Source organism: Glaciecola sp. HA4-3 (assembly GCF_055693685.1).
In genome coordinates, this window is sequence record NZ_CM146340.1 from 527,468 (window position 1) to 542,157 (window position 14,690).

Sequence of the window (14,690 nt, forward strand, 5' to 3'; positions counted from 1 at the left end):
GTTCCCCCGTTTTAGTGGACACCTCCAACTAACTGGAGATGGCCAATGCCAAAATATACACAACCTAGAAAAACATGGAAATATTCAGCAGACTTCAAAGTCAAAGCGGTAAAACTTAGCCTTCAAGAAGGGATCCAGAGTAAGCAGGTCGCTGAAGCGCTTGATATTCACCCACTTATGCTTTCACGCTGGCGAAAATGGTATCGAGAGGGCAAGATAGAGTCTGATCCACAAGGGAGAGTCTCGGTGACTAAAAGTAAAAAAACACCTTCACGGAAAGAGCTGACAGAATTGGCAAAACTGCAAAAGGAAAACCAAAAGCTAAAGCAGGAGAATGATCTACTAAAAAAGTGGCAACGGTATCTTGCGGAGCAGCATCAGAACGATTTGGATTCATCCAAAGATACCGACACTTAGGCGTGAAAGCTCTTTGTAAGTGGTTAAACGTGTCAAGAAGCGGATACTACAATTGGTGCACGCGAGACGAATCAAATAGGAGCAAATCGGATAAGGAGCTATTGATGAAAATCACAGAGATTTATCAAAAGAGCCAAGGACGATATGGTAGTCCAAGGGTCTTCAACGTGCTCAAAAGACAAGGGCTTGATGTGGGGAAAAAACGCATAGCGAGACTGATGAAAGCATCTGGTTTAGTGGGTCGTTGTGCAAGAGTATGCCCGCGAAAGCCTGTCCTTAAACGCTTTCAACGAAGTGGTGATAATTTGCTTCTGAAGTTGAATAAACCCACGGGGGTTGACCAAGTGTGGGTAGGTGACATAACTTATTTAAAAGTGAACGGGGCCTTAGCAATATTTGGCTACCATAATGGACGTATACTCCCGACGAATATTGAGTTGGTCTTTATCAAAAGACCGCAAAGCTTGCTTAACAGTTGCGGTTCTCAGAAATGCTGTGAAGAAACGGAAAATATCAGATACACTAATTTTTCATTCAGATCGTGGCATTGAATATCTAGGATATGAATTTAGGGATGAACTGAAAAAGCATGGTATTAAGCAAAGCTTTAATCGAGCTGGGCACTGCACAGATAATGCGTTTATGGAATCGTTTTACCATTCTCTGAAAGGAGAGTTGATAAGGAAAGCCCGCTATAAGTCTGTTAAAGAGCTTCGTAATGCTTTGAAGGGGTACATTAATGGATTCTATAATCGAGTGAGGTTACACTCGAGTCTGGGCTATTTATCGCCCCTAGAATATGAGCGAACAATAGGATGAAAAATAAGGTGTCCTTTAAATCGGGTCAAGATCATAAAAATGAAGTGCAATTTTCGCCGCTTAAGAAGCTGTTATATACCAAGCGTAAATTTTATGTCTGTCGGTTCTTTGTCGCCTATTTGTCGTTACCGACAGACCATTAGTAGTTTATAGTTACTAAGAATCAATTATACGAGGCGGTACCTGTGACATTACTCAGGTTAGAAAAAAACTGGTCTCAAGAAGAATTGGCGCAATTATCCGATTTAAAAGTAAGGACGATCCAACGAGTCGAGAAAGGAGAAAGTGTTGGGATAGAAACACTTAGATCTTTGGCGTCGGTTTTCGAAATTACAACGGATGAGCTTACAGATGCAATAACTTATCGAAAGCAAACGTTAGCAAATGAGAACGATGCCATTCCTACAGTTCAATCTCAACAATGCGAAGCTAGAGAGAAGGTTAAATCTATAAAGTATTTTTACGCACTCTCTGCATTTCTAGTCGCGATATTCTTTGTCTTAATGGTGCCTAACTACAACGCAGGAGAAAATTTAGGCGCTTTGATTGCGGTATTTCTATCGTTCAGTGTAATCATTGCTGGATACGCATATGTAGTATTCCAGCCATTCGGTGAAAAATGGGAAAATGAAAAAATATCCCAGATATTAAGTAAACAGGGCGAGAACAGTAGGTCAAGTTCTGAGCAATAAATAGACAATGGTATATAACAAAGATATGAAAACGGATTTGTCAGAAGATCGCTGCCAAACCGCTTATGTAAGGTGTTTTTGCCAAGGACACTATGAGCTCTTTAAATAAACTTTTTAAATGGAAAAAAGGTCGCCAATTATCTGGTTACTTCGCATGCAAGCAAGTGCCCCTTAGCTTAGTTAAGCACCTGTTTAAAAAATGACATACGAAGAATTTAATCAGTTATGTAAATCTCTTCCCTCAACCACGCATGTCATTCAGTGGGGTAACTCTCATGTCTGGAAAATAGGTGGTAAAGTTTTCGCTATTGGCGGTTGGGGAAAAATGGACAAACCTGCATTTACTTTCAAGACTTCAGAGCAAAACTATTTGTTTTTAGAAGCGAAGCCTGGCTATCAACCTGCTCCCTATTTGGCGTCACGGGGCATGAAATGGATACAGCAATTCGACTGTGGCAGCTCAGAAGATGAAGAGCTAAGTTATTACATCAACGAGTCATACAAACTGGTTTCCACGGGCCTTACTAAGAAAAAACAAAAGGAGCTGGGGCTTGGTCAGTTTGGTTAGCAAGGCACCTAACAAGGGCTTCATCGCATATTTTACGAGAAAAAGGCCCAAAAATTGATTGTTCAGGTAATAAAGGTCGGCCACAGGTCTGATGTATGCAAAAGTACATAACAAAAATCTGAAGAGGATAAAAATGAAGAGCGATTTTTACCGCTTAATTTGGCGTTATGTTTCCTAGATGGGATTGCAATAATGAATTTTTTTAGTGGGTTACAGAGAGAAGATAGTGCTCCTTGTCCAAACTGTCATAACTATGCAGTTAAAAATGCGCTAATTTGTCCTCATTGTCAGCATAAGTTTTCGGCAAAAGAAGTAAGACTAAGATTCTTATATATTGAACATGTACGTCGAAAAGCTATAAAGATGGGCCTTATAATTAGCCCTGTAATACTTCTAGCATTTGTTTTACTTTTTGTGCTTTTATGAATAAATCAACGCCTATAGATGAGACTTCAGAAAGCGAGGAAAGGCGAACCTAACAAAAGTTTGAAGAGTAGCTTGCCAAAAGCGGGCAACAACGCTTAATTTATTGTTATATACCAAGGGAGTAAATATGGAAATACAGGTTTATCGACCTGAGCAATACATTGATATGACGAGAGATTATCAGCTATTTGCAGATAATGTTGAGATTGCTATTTTGAAGCGTGGAGATACACAAAGTGTCTCTATTCCGGAAAATACTAAGGTGCTCCAAGCACGAATAGACTGGTGTACAAGTCAAAAGTTTAAAATGTCAGAGCTAACGGATACACAACTCACTGTAAAAAATAATTTCTCGGGTAATTTTTTAAAAGTACTTTTACTAACCTTATATTACATTTCTTTGGGTAGGAGCAAGTACTTGAAGATTGAGCAGGGCTCAAAACAAAATGTTTAAACGAACAAAAATAAAGCGCAATTAATGCCGCTTATTGCGGTGGTATGTTTTTGGAGACAATAGATGTTTAAAAAATTTGCTTCAGGCTTGTTTTTTGGTGCTGGTTTTTCACTATCAGCAATTTTTCTTTACACGGTTTGGATACTCTACATACTTCCACCGTTAATGAAACCTGCAGAAGACTCGCCATCAAAGCAGATGGACACAAAAAATTTATCGCAGTTGCATTACCCATCGCCAGACTTTCATGAAATGACGGTTGATGAAAAAGTAGCGTCGTCAACAGCGATACTTATATTACGCATCGAAGAGGTTGAGACGAATTTCTATGTCAGTACAGTTGAAGAGGTGCTGAAAAAAGCTGAAGGAGTAGAGCTGTACTACACAGTCGGTGATATCTATGACGAAGAGATGTCGGTACCAAAAATACCTAAAAGAGCCATAGTTTTTATGACTGGAAACCCAGCAACACAAATTAGTACTTCTTTTTTTGATGATGGAAGAGTTACAAGTCTTGGTGGTATCTCTATGAGTTTATTAAGGGAAAAGGTGAATGACACATAACGAAAGAATTAAGGCGCCCCTGCCCGTTAGCTTAACGCCATGTATTGCTTTGAGTTGGAGTTTTAAATGTTAGAGTTGAGACCAAATTGTGAATGTTGTGATAAGGATTTACCTGCAAATTCGACAGATGCTTATATTTGCACGTTTGAATGCACTTTTTGCACGAACTGTGTGGAGGGCGTTTTAAACAATCAATGTCCTAACTGTGGTGGAAATTTTGTTGCTAGACCAATAAGGCCAGTTTCGGCATTAGAAAAAAATCCAGCGTCAACGACGCGAGTATTAAAAGAGAATGGTTGTGGGAGATTCATTAAATGAAGCATTTGTTTATATCTTCAGCCCTATTAATGCCAAATGCCGCTTCGCTGTTACACGGGCAAAAACAGCTTGCACAACATATGCTGGTGTTTTTTTCGGAGTATTAATGTTCAAATCAACAAAACGAAAACTGAATGAACATAATGAGGGGAATACTGAAAACACAATGTCTTTAGACTTTAAATTGTTTTTTGTCTATCACATTGTAATGATGATTTTATTCGGTGCTAGACCAATTCAGAGTCCTATTCAGCAGGTATATCTCGCGATTGCTTTGCTGGCAGTGCTAATATTTATATCGATATTACATAAATTTAAATCAAATTGGTCATGGTCAGGTTTAACTTTTAAAAGTGTTCTTTTGGTCGCAATAAACTTAATTGTGACCTATTTATTTTTAGGGTTTTCCGCCTACACGATTGTTGATGGAGTATTACCGGATGCATCATCAGCAAATATCGAAGAATTGATAAGTAATTCATGGGAAGTAATTTTGCACGCAGCTTCTAACCCAGTGTTAACTCCATGGTTTCTTGGTGGCGTAGGTATTTTTTTCATGAATTCTATGGTTAGTTTACGGATCTCGACGCCAAAAAAATCTGAGTTTGAGGCGCAGTGTGAAAACACTTAACAAAACATGAAGCAGACAAAACACGAGATAAGTCATCGCTTAAATTGGTGTTAGATGTTGTATGATGATTAAACCAAATTTAGGTATATACATTTTTTCAATAATTGCAGGCTACATACTAGCATTTTTAACTATGCTCGTTCTGGGTGCTGCATTTGGTGATGTTTTCTTCTTAATACCAGTATTGTTTTTTTCATTGTTTGTTTTAGTGAGTGTCACCTTGATCTCTGCTTTTCTTGGTTATCCGATATTCAAGATTGTTTTTTTAAAAATGCCTTTTCCGCTTATTTCAAAGTTAATAGTAGCAGGGTGTTGCTCTTGTATTCCTGCAATTGTGATACTCTCATTTGGATTAGATTATTTTACCGATGCTAATCTGGACTTTAATAGTTCACTTTGCGCTGTTGCTGACTTAGTAGCCTATTTTTGCGTAGTTGTACCATTCTCTGTTTTGATTTATTGGCTTGTAGAACGCTGTCATACAAAACGGTTTGTATGACGCTCTTTCTCTAAAGATTGCGTTCATCCTTGTGTCGGCAACTAAATTTTGTGTTCGAGCATGTCTGATATTTGGTCTTCGCTGGTCAGCTTCAGTTGATGTATCAGGTTCAAACGAGTATTGTTTTACCTAAATGGTTAACGCAAGGAGGCACGGAATGTTTGAACAAAAAGCTCATTATTTTATTTCCCTTTATTTTGCTGCACACTCATTGTTAGAAGAACATCGGTGATACTCATAATATGAAAGATAATTACAAAAGCAATGACGAAAATGGTATCGCCGTAATCCATTATCCGAGCGTTACAACCCACCTATTTCTTATGTAAGGAGCTCATTTTGAAAGTATGTATTAAAGCAATATCGTTAACAATTATTGCATTGTCCAATTTTGGGTGTGGAAGCACTGAAATTGGCACTGCAAATAACTCAGTTGTAAATTATGAACCTAGATGTGAAATAGCTCCCGATAAAAAAGAGGAGTCTATAAATCAGAATCTAGTAAGTACTAAACCTCCAAAATACCCACCTGAGGCTGCGGTAAAAGGACTGGAAGGTTATGTGATACTCGAGTACGACATTTCAGAAGAGGGTAAGTTAGTCGACATCAATGTAATTGAATCTCTTCCGGCTAAAGTTTTTGATCAAGCAGCAATTAATTCGCTTGAAGGCTGGCAATATGAGCCACTTGCAAGCAAGTGTCACGTTATTCGTTTAGATTTTAAGCTTGGCTAAATGCATAGCAAAGCTTCTAACACGGCCATTAATTGCTTAATGGATTGATATAATACAAGGAGGTAAGTTTGGAAATAATAGCGTTTTTAATAGAGGTTTTAGTAGGTGGCATATTTCTATGGTTAGCGGCAAAAGTCACAAAAGTAGACCTTGATTTCAAAGAAATAGTCATTTGTGTTTTTGCAGCATCGATAGTTTCTTTTATACCAACAGTTGGCTGGTTAGTTTCAATATTTGTTCTATTCTTTTTGCTCAAAAAATTTAGCTCCGCAAAAATATGGCCAGATATCTTGTTAATGGTATTGGTAAGTAGACTTTTCGTGGTTATGGGTTTATTTTTCCTGACAGGCTCTAGATGAAACACTGCCCAGAGCGGGTTGCGCTATTTAAGACAATGAAAGGCACAACGGTAGAGCGTAAATGAATCAAAACGTATTTAAATCAGGCAATTACTTTAAAGCTAGGATCACTCGAGTTGAACCAACATTAGAGGCTGTATTTGTCAATTATGGAGCAGAACGCCATGGGTTTTTACCATTGGATGACCTTCCAGGATATGATAAATCAGTTCACAAAGAGGGCGCGACGTTTACCGTCTGCATTGTCAAAGAAGAAGTAGGCCAGAAAGGCGCTCAAGTTGTTGCTCCTTTGGATGTTCCTAGTGATGTGATTATTCATGAATTAATTGGTGAAAATACTGAAAGCTCAAACTCAATAATTCAATTTATCATTCTTTTTTTAGTTATTATTTTCACTGCCTTTTTATTATATAAATGAACAAGTAGCAGCGATAATTACGCTACTCCTATTGTGGCCATTGTTTGCGCTCACTACAAAAAGGTATCATGACTTCAATAGTTTCGGTTGGTTGGGTATCTTTCAGTTATTACCTATTTTCGGATGGCTAATAGTCATTGTGGGTTGCTGCTTTACGGTTGGTGACTTTAAAGACAATAAGTATGGAAAATCACTATCTAGGTAGAAAGTTAGGTATAGTAGTAACATTGTAGGCACTACCAACAGCAGTCTGCGCGGCATAGACTGGTGTTATGTGACCAGGAGAAACAATGCGCTTATTTTTATTGATTATGTTTTTGGTATATTCAAATGCAAGCCAAGCTTGTTCTTGTTCATACGGTAATCAAAACAACGAACAGTCAATAGACGCAGCTATTGAAAACGCAGATAAGGTTGTTGTCGCTTTCGTCGATAATATTCAGCGAATTTTTCCAGAGCAAGTCGGTTTTGACGCTGAGCAAGAAATTACAGCCTTCAATGTAATTGAAACATTCAAAGGCGAGCATACTTCAATGGTAGAAACTGATATTTTGACAGCGTGTTGTGCGTGTGGCGTTGCTTTTGAACAGGGAGAAACATACCTACTTTATTTGTATGGTCCAAACGAAGATGGTCGCTACGTTACTAGTATTTGCTCTAAAACTAAGAAAGCAGAAAACGCTGAAAAAGAGCTTGAAGTTCTGCGCGGGTACTATTAGCAAATCATGAAAATGGGAATCTCATACTTTACTAGACTTTTAGTCAAACATTAGACATTCTGGATTAACCGATGCGGTTTTTTAAAAGGAAGGCTCAATGATAAATTTTGCTCAGATTCATTATTTAGAAATTGTTACTAAGAATGTTGAAGAAGTTTGTCACTCATATTCTAAGACACTAGGAGTCTCATTTGGAGAACCATTGCAGGAACTAGGGAATGCGCGAACAGCGAAACTAAATAATGGCGGAAATATTGGTGTGCGCGCACCAATGCATGAATCTGAAGAGCCAGTAACTAGGCCATACTATCTTGTTCCAGATATTGAAAAAGCAGTAGATGAAGCAACGAATTCAGGGGCACAAATTGCTGTTCCACCCATGGATATAAAAGATCTGGGCAAGTGTGCAGTGTTAATGTTTGGTCCTATTCAAAGCGGGCTTTGGCAGGTTTAAGTACAAATATTACATAGTAAAACTCTTGCTACTCACTGTGATAAAGCACTATATTTTAAGGAGCAATCGTGACAGATTTAGCCGTAACGCCCAGCCCGCCATATTATGCTGTAATTTTTACGTCGATTCTTACGCATCTTGACAATGGATATGGTACTACCGCTGAAAGGATGATTGAATTAGCGAAATCACAACCTTACTTTTTAGGAATTGAATCTGCAAGAGAAGAAATTGGTGTTACAGTATCTTATTGGGAAAGTCTTGCATCCATTAAAGATTGGAAGGCAAATACAGAACATCTTGAAGCACAGCAAAAAGGGAAGAAGTTCTGGTATGAAAGTTACAAGGTGCGAATAGCAATGGTAGAGCAAGATTACGGTATATAACAAGCTTAGCCAGACCTCTCACTCAGTTTGTGAAGACACACATTAATAACAAGGATGTTTTATGGGATACAAAATTAAACACTATGCTCAACCGGTAAAAGTAAATCCCACTATTTTTTCAGAAGCCATATTAATAGAATTTTCAGTAGCAATGATATGTGCAGGCATGGCATTTTGGGCGCGAGACGTAGAAATTAGACTGTTTGTTGGTTGTCTTGTCGTGTCCTTGGTATGCTTTGGCCTTACCGTCCATAATATTTACGTGGTGTTTAAAGTAAGAAAGCTAAACAAGTTAAACAAGTTAGAAAAAGCTAACACCAATAAGAAGCCGAGATAAGATATTGATATATTAGTATGGCTAATACTTTATTGCGCTATATCAGAGGCGAATAAGTATTTTTTCCGAAATTATTCGGTATTGAAAAATTAGGAGTGACAAAAATGGATTTTATTACATCTCAAAATGATATGAATGATGCCTATTTTGGCGGTGCGACGGGTGTATTAGCCTCAGGGCTTGTTTGGGGGGCAGCGATTGTCGCGCTCACAATTTCCTCAAATGCTAGCATGCTAAGCCTTTTTATTGGTGGTATGTTTATTTTTCCACTTTCTGTTTTATTTTCTAAATTACTAAGACGCTCTGGAAGCCATGATCCAAATAATGCGCTGAAATATCTTGCATTTGAAGGACTAGCAATTTTGTTTGCCGGATTATTTTTAGCGTTTAGTGTTGCTCAGATCAAACCAACATTTTTTTACCCTATTATGTTGATTGCCATTGGCGCCCGATACTTAAGTTTTCAAACCCTATACGGCTTAAAAGTCTATTGGATATTAGGCGCTATTTTATTAGCTGCTGGTGGATTAGGAATCGTGCTCGAATTTTCGTTTTTTGTTGGTGCAATGCTTGGCAGTGTCATCGAAATCGTATTTGCTATCGTTTTGTTTTTTCAAAGTAAGGGTAAAACTAATGCAGCGTATGCGAATAAAACTAAAAAATAATAAACGAAATAACCAGTGTATTGCCAGTGCAGAGATGCTAGCGTATGTAAATGTTAGTGTTTAGGCGACCATTTATTGCCTAGCTTTTCTAAATACGAATATTTTGAACACAAATAAAGAGGTCAATATGTCATATATAGATGGATACGTCATAGCAGTACCGAAAAACAAGAAGGCTGAATATATAAAGTTAGCAGAGGAAGGTGCGCCTGTTTTTAAAGACCATGGTGCTATATCGGTTGTAGAAAATTGGGCTGACGATGTGCCTGAAGGAGAAGTTACCTCATTTCCATTAGCCGTAAAATGTGACGAAAACGAAATCGTCGTTTTTTCGTGGATAATGTGGCCATCAAAAGAGATAAGGGATGCGGGTAACAAAGCAGTAATGGAGGATCCTCGAATGGCTAATTGGGATCCTAAAAACATGCCATTTGATATGAAACGCATGATATTTGGCGGCTTTGATACAATTATCAATCAATAGCTTACTAACAATAATATTTACAGAAAATTACTAAGCAAACAAAAGAGTCAATATGTTAAAACAAACTTCAATCATTGCCTGTATCATATTTTTATTTTCAAACCTTACGTCATTGAGTAACGCAAGCGAACATAACGGCATCGAGCCAAATACTAATGAAATTTTGCTACCAATTTGGGAAAGTCTTGAACGATTTCCACCTCGATATCCACCAATGATGGTCATGGGCGAAATTGAAGGGTGTGCGACCATTGAATATATAATTACACCCAGTTATGAGCTTGAAAATATAAAAGTAGTGGCGGCGTCAAATGATATGTTTGCTAAATCAGCATCCAGAGTGCTGAGTAAATGGAAATGGTCATCACTTCCTAATGGTTTGATCACCGAGCCAATTAAAACGCAGACTCGTTTTGATTTTTGTTTTGCAACCGAAAATCAATCACAAGTTTGTAATATTGCTGAAACACGCGATGTGTGTCCGGGTGACGATACTGTCTACTCTGTAGGTTCAATGATTAAGTTTGATGGATGATTTAATGGAAAAACGTAGGTTGAGTACTATATGAATTTTGATACTTGGTTACTATATCTGGCAACCGTTTTAATATTCATGATAAGCCCATGGCCCAGTCATATTTTGATGATATCTGTTGGGATGGGAAATGGCTTTAAACGGTCACTTGCTACTGCCGCAGGTGATTTAACCGCTAATACGATTCAAATAAGTTTAGCGGGATTTGGTTTAGCTGCTATGGTTATGTCATCTTTGTATGGTTTTACCATAATCAAATGGGCTGGGGTGCTTTACCTTATTTGGATAGGGGTGAGAACAATTAAATCATCATTTGACAAACAGTCGGGTATTAATACAAAACCAAAGGCCTCTGTTTTAAGTTTGTTTATTAGAGGATTTGTGACATCAGCTGCCAATCCAAAAGCAATTGTATTTTTTGCAGCGTTGTTTCCTCAATTTATTAACCCAAATGATAGTATTGCGACACAAGTGTTTGTTTTAGGCGTAAGCTACATCATCATTGATGGGCTGTTTTTGGCTTTCTATGGTGGCAGCGCAAGCATGTTAGCGAAAAAACTACAAAAGCCATATCAGGCGTTAATAACACGAATATCGGGTGTCAGTCTTATTGGTGTTGCAGTATTGTTGAGCCTAAAAGATCCAGAAGCGTTATAGTGCGACCTATACAGTTGTCGACTTTATAGCTATTTTGTGAGGGGTAGTATGTCACCAGCGAAAGAATTTAGAGGTAATTTTGATAGTTAAAATATTGTTTTTGATAGCCGCTTTAAAACTTCACGACTTGCATGGTGATCCGCTTAAATCTTCTTTGATTTATTCCGTACCGATAATTTTTTTGGATTATTTAGTGATATTGAAATTTTATATTTAATACTTGGCGCTATAATAACCTTGTCTGTTTCATATTTTTATTTTACTTTGCTAAGCCGTTTTACTGAGGGTATGGCTTACTACGCTATAATGGCGGGAGGGGCCTTTATCTTAATTGGGCTGGTGTAGTAACATTAGCGATATTGCTGTTAAAAGGAGCATGTTTTGAAAGTTTTGTTAATTATAAGTGCCATGCTGCTAAGCTTTGATGCGGCCACGCAACTCAAAGATAATGCACCACAGGAACATAAAAACAAAACGCCGTTGATACACAATACGCCGGCAGATGTGCCGCCACCAAATGACGATATTAGTACTGTTTGTAATGAGCTTTTCTCGTTAGCAACATCAGCGCTTAATGCGAAGTACGACGGTTACACTAAAGAGTCTCTCCTTGAGTCTATTCCATCATTAGACGATTTGTCTGCAATGCCATTTTCAAAGGATAAAATCTTGGGTTTAGCAATGCTTAAAATTGTAGATGAAGTATTTTATTATGACTTTTTAGAAAAGCAGTCATATTCTGCATTTACTGCCGAATCTTGTCATAGAGGTATGCAAGGCTTAAGCGTGCCAAAAGAGTTCGATACTGTTTATCCAGACCTTTTGTTGTGTAATGCGTTTGATGAGCCTAAACAACGAATTAATTGCGGCATGAATGTCGCGTCGTTAGCAAAATAAAAAGCCCCCGGTTTTATTTAAAACTTTTATATCGACGTTGCGTATAACTGATTAATGATGCATGCAACCTTAAGTGAGTTTATGAAAGTTTTTTTTATCGCAATTTGTGCCTTATTGTTAAGTGCGTGTTCAGTGTTTGGCGATAATGGCGTTGAATCTGCGCCTTATACACTTATATCTTCTGATGAAGAATTAGATATTGAAATACGCAATTACGAATCGATGATTTTAGTATCTGCCAGCATGGGTGAGGGCAGTGAGAATAGTGCGTTTAGGAAGTTATTTAAATACATTACAGGGGCAAACGAAGGAGCAAATGAAATTGCTATGACGGCGCCTGTATTCATGGATGAGACCAATCAAGGTACAGAAATCGCCATGACAGCCCCTGTTTTTATGTCACAAAATGTCAGTGAACCTTCGATGTCATTTGTGATGCCAAGTCACTTTACACTTGAAACAACGCCAGCACCGACAGATTCCAGTGTGATTGTAAGCCAAGTGACTAATTATAAAGTTGCAGCGATAAAGTTCAGCGGAACTTTAGGTGATAGTAATGTCGACGAACATACCAAGCTCTTACAAAATTGGATGAATCAAAACGGCTATGTTCAGACAGGTGAGCCAGTTAAGGCAGGGTATAACGGCCCACTTACCATTCCGTTTTTTAGACACAATGAAGTGTTAATTGAAATAGAATAGCGCCTTTTTTTAATCAAAGCTTGGTTCGGGCATCAATACTGCTCTTTTTAAAATAACATCTTCAACTGGAAAGTCAGGTAAGCCGGTGTCGGGATCTACATGCGTTTCAACTTTGCTAATGGCATCGATTACTTCATAACCTTCGACTACATTTGCAAAAACAGTGTAACCCCAGCGCCTGCCAGGGTTTAGGTTGTCATTGTCTTTCATATTGAAAAAAACTGTCGCTTGGCAGAATGTGGGTCATTCATTCTAGCCATTGCTACTGTGTACATATCATTTTTTAATCCATTACCTGATTCATTGATGATTTTGTAATATTCTTTTTTTCTTTGAAATCTAAGTCGTACCCACCGCCTTGCACAATATACTCGGGCATAATTCGATGGAATAAGGTGTTGTCATATTCTTTTTCATGTACATAAGTAAGAAAATTATTTACCGTGATAGGTGCGCGGCTGCGGTTGAGTTCGATGATGATATCGCCCATTGACGTTTCTAAACGAACACGAGGATAAAAGTTATCTTTTTGCAGTTTCTCCCCGATAGGAGCGGCTACTTTAGGTGCTTCGCGCGCTTGTGCATTGGCAAGCGGTATTGTGCTTACATCAACAATAAACAAAGCAATAACAAATAAAATAGTGAAAAACTTCATAAAATACCTTATGTAAACGCTTAGCGCCTATGTAATTTGCTGGCGCTTAATATAACAAACTTTTTATTGTTTACGACAACTTTACATCCGCCAAAAAGCTTTCTAAGTTTGTTTTGATGATTAAGGTGGCGGTTCCCGACAATGCGTAGTTCACCACCTGTTTTTAATACTCGTTTGGCATCATTAAACATTTGCCAAGCAATGTCATCAAGCTGAGTGTTGTTTTGGTGAAAAGGAGGATTGCAAACAATACAATCGACACTTTCAGATTCAAATTTCTGAAGACTATGTCCGACTGTGAAAAAGGCGCTTATATTTGATTTTGACGCTAGCATGGCTTGCTCATAGGTTTCTTGGGCAGAGGCAATCGCCATATATGATTCATCGACAAAATGAATATCTGCTTGATGCTCACTAGGACAATTTAGTGCTAAGTGTGTTCCCAAAATACCATTCCCACACCCTAAATCGACTACTATCTGTTTTGCTTGAGATAGCGCTGGTAGATGGTCTAGAAAGAAGCGCGCGCCTATATCGACTTGGTCTTGGCAAAATACGTTAGGAAAGTTGTGTAAAACAAATGGTAATTGAGGATCTTTTATTTGTTTTATGTGCTCACTTGCTTGGGTAGCTTGCTTATTGTTAACATTTTTTGTTAATTCAGCAAAAATTAGCCGGGCTTTTTTGACTGCCCGCGAAGTGTGGACGCTTTGAGTATAATGTTCAAAGTGCTTAATTACCGAGCTGGTCACTAATTTGGTCATGGCCCCCGAGATAAAAACAGGGGGCTGTTGAGCATCACAAAAAGACGTTTGTGATGCTAAAGCGTCTAGTAAAAACGCCAAAAAATTAAGTGTGCGGGGGACTTTTAGTAACACATAATCATATGTGAAATGGCTCGTTTTCGATTTGTCATTAAGTAGCAAGGTGCTGTTGATATTAACTCGGTCGGAATCTATCGCATTTGCGTTCAGGTTTTGTTCAATGGCAATCGTAGACATATATGAATCGACAAATGCCTCGATATAAATTCGCGAATCTAGGGCTAGTAATGCGCATGTGAGGGCACCAAAGGTGTCATTTATAACCGCAATATTAATACGCTTGTTGGTATCGATTTGCGATAATGAGTCTACTATTTTTGCAGATAGTTCGTTTATTAAGTATTCGTCCGCGGCGTCCCAAGCTCGTAAAGATTTATCGAACTGGCTATGAGGAAAGCGTTTTAGTACTAATGAATTTCCTTGAATATTTAACAGTGTCTCTTGCAAAACAACCTCAGCGAAAAGTGTTTATGTA

Annotated in this window: 22 protein-coding genes and 2 pseudogenes; 22 read left to right on the forward strand and 2 right to left on the reverse strand. The window is 38.1% G+C overall.

Annotation, left to right across the window (positions count from 1 at the left end; all coding sequences use genetic code 11):
* Positions 1–45 precede the first annotated feature (45 nt).
* The 22 genes and pseudogenes from ACZ1G6_RS02510 to ACZ1G6_RS02615 all read left to right on the forward strand — a co-directional run bounded on the left by ACZ1G6_RS02510 (position 46) and on the right by ACZ1G6_RS02615 (position 12,736).
* Positions 46–1,236, forward strand: a pseudogene (locus ACZ1G6_RS02510) (IS3 family transposase).
* Positions 1,237–1,421: 185 nt separating this feature from the next.
* Complete coding sequence (locus ACZ1G6_RS02515; protein WP_472617919.1) at positions 1,422–1,928, forward strand: helix-turn-helix domain-containing protein; 507 nt, start codon at positions 1,422–1,424, stop codon at positions 1,926–1,928.
* A gap of 199 nt (positions 1,929–2,127) precedes the next feature.
* Positions 2,128–2,496: an MmcQ/YjbR family DNA-binding protein gene (locus ACZ1G6_RS02520; protein WP_472617920.1), complete on the forward strand. Its 369-nt coding sequence runs from the start codon at positions 2,128–2,130 to the stop codon at positions 2,494–2,496.
* A gap of 553 nt (positions 2,497–3,049) precedes the next feature.
* A complete protein-coding gene (locus tag ACZ1G6_RS02525; protein ID WP_472617921.1) occupies positions 3,050–3,376 on the forward strand; it encodes a hypothetical protein in 327 nt (108 codons plus the stop codon).
* A 63-nt stretch (positions 3,377–3,439) separates the two neighbouring features.
* Positions 3,440–3,940: a hypothetical protein gene (locus tag ACZ1G6_RS02530; RefSeq protein ID WP_472617922.1), complete on the forward strand. Its 501-nt coding sequence runs from the start codon at positions 3,440–3,442 to the stop codon at positions 3,938–3,940.
* Positions 3,941–4,006: 66 nt separating this feature from the next.
* Positions 4,007–4,258: a DUF1272 domain-containing protein gene (locus ACZ1G6_RS02535; RefSeq protein ID WP_472617923.1), complete on the forward strand. Its 252-nt coding sequence runs from the start codon at positions 4,007–4,009 to the stop codon at positions 4,256–4,258.
* 106 nt (positions 4,259–4,364) lie between these two features.
* Positions 4,365–4,889: a hypothetical protein gene (locus ACZ1G6_RS02540; protein ID WP_472617924.1), complete on the forward strand. Its 525-nt coding sequence runs from the start codon at positions 4,365–4,367 to the stop codon at positions 4,887–4,889.
* A gap of 61 nt (positions 4,890–4,950) precedes the next feature.
* The gene (locus ACZ1G6_RS02545) at positions 4,951–5,388 is read left to right on the forward strand and encodes a hypothetical protein (RefSeq protein WP_472617925.1); all 438 of its coding nucleotides are present in this window, start codon (positions 4,951–4,953) and stop codon (positions 5,386–5,388) included.
* 339 nt (positions 5,389–5,727) lie between these two features.
* Positions 5,728–6,123: an energy transducer TonB gene (locus ACZ1G6_RS02550; RefSeq protein ID WP_472617926.1), complete on the forward strand. Its 396-nt coding sequence runs from the start codon at positions 5,728–5,730 to the stop codon at positions 6,121–6,123.
* Positions 6,124–6,191: 68 nt separating this feature from the next.
* On the forward strand, positions 6,192–6,482 hold the full coding sequence (locus tag ACZ1G6_RS02555; RefSeq protein ID WP_472617927.1) for a hypothetical protein: 291 nt from the start codon (positions 6,192–6,194) through the stop codon (positions 6,480–6,482).
* A 61-nt stretch (positions 6,483–6,543) separates the two neighbouring features.
* A complete protein-coding gene (locus ACZ1G6_RS02560) occupies positions 6,544–6,900 on the forward strand; it encodes a hypothetical protein (protein ID WP_472617928.1) in 357 nt (118 codons plus the stop codon).
* Complete coding sequence (locus tag ACZ1G6_RS02565; protein WP_472619036.1) at positions 6,893–7,105, forward strand: DUF805 domain-containing protein; 213 nt, start codon at positions 6,893–6,895, stop codon at positions 7,103–7,105. The genes ACZ1G6_RS02560 and ACZ1G6_RS02565 overlap by 8 nt, the downstream gene beginning before the upstream one ends.
* An 85-nt stretch (positions 7,106–7,190) precedes the next feature.
* Positions 7,191–7,619 (forward strand): hypothetical protein, encoded by a 429-nt coding sequence (locus ACZ1G6_RS02570; RefSeq protein WP_472617929.1) that lies wholly within the window; start codon positions 7,191–7,193, stop codon positions 7,617–7,619.
* Between the two features lie 97 nt (positions 7,620–7,716).
* Complete coding sequence (locus ACZ1G6_RS02575; protein WP_472617930.1) at positions 7,717–8,073, forward strand: VOC family protein; 357 nt, start codon at positions 7,717–7,719, stop codon at positions 8,071–8,073.
* Positions 8,074–8,141: 68 nt separating this feature from the next.
* Entirely contained in the window at positions 8,142–8,459 is a 318-nt protein-coding gene (locus tag ACZ1G6_RS02580; RefSeq protein WP_472617931.1) for an antibiotic biosynthesis monooxygenase family protein, read from the forward strand.
* A 61-nt stretch (positions 8,460–8,520) separates the two neighbouring features.
* Positions 8,521–8,796, forward strand: coding sequence for a hypothetical protein (locus tag ACZ1G6_RS02585; protein WP_472617932.1), 276 nt, complete (start codon positions 8,521–8,523; stop codon positions 8,794–8,796).
* A gap of 104 nt (positions 8,797–8,900) precedes the next feature.
* On the forward strand, positions 8,901–9,461 hold the full coding sequence (locus tag ACZ1G6_RS02590) for a DUF7010 family protein (RefSeq protein ID WP_472617933.1): 561 nt from the start codon (positions 8,901–8,903) through the stop codon (positions 9,459–9,461).
* 127 nt (positions 9,462–9,588) lie between these two features.
* Entirely contained in the window at positions 9,589–9,945 is a 357-nt protein-coding gene (locus ACZ1G6_RS02595; protein WP_472617934.1) for a DUF1428 domain-containing protein, read from the forward strand.
* A 52-nt stretch (positions 9,946–9,997) separates the two neighbouring features.
* On the forward strand, positions 9,998–10,480 hold the full coding sequence (locus ACZ1G6_RS02600; RefSeq protein WP_472617935.1) for an energy transducer TonB: 483 nt from the start codon (positions 9,998–10,000) through the stop codon (positions 10,478–10,480).
* A 30-nt stretch (positions 10,481–10,510) separates the two neighbouring features.
* The gene (locus ACZ1G6_RS02605; protein WP_472617936.1) at positions 10,511–11,137 is read left to right on the forward strand and encodes a LysE family translocator; all 627 of its coding nucleotides are present in this window, start codon (positions 10,511–10,513) and stop codon (positions 11,135–11,137) included.
* A 381-nt stretch (positions 11,138–11,518) separates the two neighbouring features.
* Positions 11,519–12,034: a hypothetical protein gene (locus tag ACZ1G6_RS02610; protein WP_472617937.1), complete on the forward strand. Its 516-nt coding sequence runs from the start codon at positions 11,519–11,521 to the stop codon at positions 12,032–12,034.
* 81 nt (positions 12,035–12,115) lie between these two features.
* The gene (locus tag ACZ1G6_RS02615) at positions 12,116–12,736 is read left to right on the forward strand and encodes an SOUL family heme-binding protein (RefSeq protein ID WP_472617938.1); all 621 of its coding nucleotides are present in this window, start codon (positions 12,116–12,118) and stop codon (positions 12,734–12,736) included.
* Positions 12,737–12,745: 9 nt separating this feature from the next.
* On the opposite strand, the pseudogene ACZ1G6_RS02620 reads toward ACZ1G6_RS02615, so the two are convergent.
* Both ACZ1G6_RS02620 and ACZ1G6_RS02625 read right to left on the reverse strand, forming a co-directional pair.
* Positions 12,746–13,391: pseudogene (locus tag ACZ1G6_RS02620) on the reverse strand (peptidylprolyl isomerase).
* A gap of 20 nt (positions 13,392–13,411) precedes the next feature.
* Positions 13,412–14,662, reverse strand: coding sequence for a methyltransferase (locus tag ACZ1G6_RS02625; RefSeq protein WP_472617939.1), 1,251 nt, complete (start codon positions 14,660–14,662; stop codon positions 13,412–13,414).
* Positions 14,663–14,690: the final 28 nt, after the last annotated feature.

Excerpts from the sequence above, each read along its gene's own strand:
- ACZ1G6_RS02570 (WP_472617929.1), top strand. The coding sequence starts at position 7,191 with ATGCGCTTATTTTTATTGATTATGTTTTTGGTATATTCAAATGCAAGC.
- ACZ1G6_RS02615 (WP_472617938.1), top strand. The coding sequence starts at position 12,116 with ATGAAAGTTTTTTTTATCGCAATTTGTGCCTTATTGTTAAGTGCGTGT.
- ACZ1G6_RS02560 (WP_472617928.1), top strand. The coding sequence starts at position 6,544 with ATGAATCAAAACGTATTTAAATCAGGCAATTACTTTAAAGCTAGGATC.
- ACZ1G6_RS02520 (WP_472617920.1), top strand. The coding sequence starts at position 2,128 with ATGACATACGAAGAATTTAATCAGTTATGTAAATCTCTTCCCTCAACC.
- ACZ1G6_RS02535 (WP_472617923.1), top strand. The coding sequence starts at position 4,007 with ATGTTAGAGTTGAGACCAAATTGTGAATGTTGTGATAAGGATTTACCT.
- ACZ1G6_RS02575 (WP_472617930.1), top strand. The coding sequence starts at position 7,717 with ATGATAAATTTTGCTCAGATTCATTATTTAGAAATTGTTACTAAGAAT.
- ACZ1G6_RS02540 (WP_472617924.1), top strand. The coding sequence starts at position 4,365 with ATGTTCAAATCAACAAAACGAAAACTGAATGAACATAATGAGGGGAAT.
- ACZ1G6_RS02605 (WP_472617936.1), top strand. The coding sequence starts at position 10,511 with ATGAATTTTGATACTTGGTTACTATATCTGGCAACCGTTTTAATATTC.
- ACZ1G6_RS02530 (WP_472617922.1), top strand. The coding sequence starts at position 3,440 with ATGTTTAAAAAATTTGCTTCAGGCTTGTTTTTTGGTGCTGGTTTTTCA.
- ACZ1G6_RS02585 (WP_472617932.1), top strand. The coding sequence starts at position 8,521 with ATGGGATACAAAATTAAACACTATGCTCAACCGGTAAAAGTAAATCCC.
- ACZ1G6_RS02590 (WP_472617933.1), top strand. The coding sequence starts at position 8,901 with ATGGATTTTATTACATCTCAAAATGATATGAATGATGCCTATTTTGGC.
- ACZ1G6_RS02595 (WP_472617934.1), top strand. The coding sequence starts at position 9,589 with ATGTCATATATAGATGGATACGTCATAGCAGTACCGAAAAACAAGAAG.
- ACZ1G6_RS02525 (WP_472617921.1), top strand. The coding sequence starts at position 3,050 with ATGGAAATACAGGTTTATCGACCTGAGCAATACATTGATATGACGAGA.
- ACZ1G6_RS02545 (WP_472617925.1), top strand. The coding sequence starts at position 4,951 with ATGATGATTAAACCAAATTTAGGTATATACATTTTTTCAATAATTGCA.
- ACZ1G6_RS02600 (WP_472617935.1), top strand. The coding sequence starts at position 9,998 with ATGTTAAAACAAACTTCAATCATTGCCTGTATCATATTTTTATTTTCA.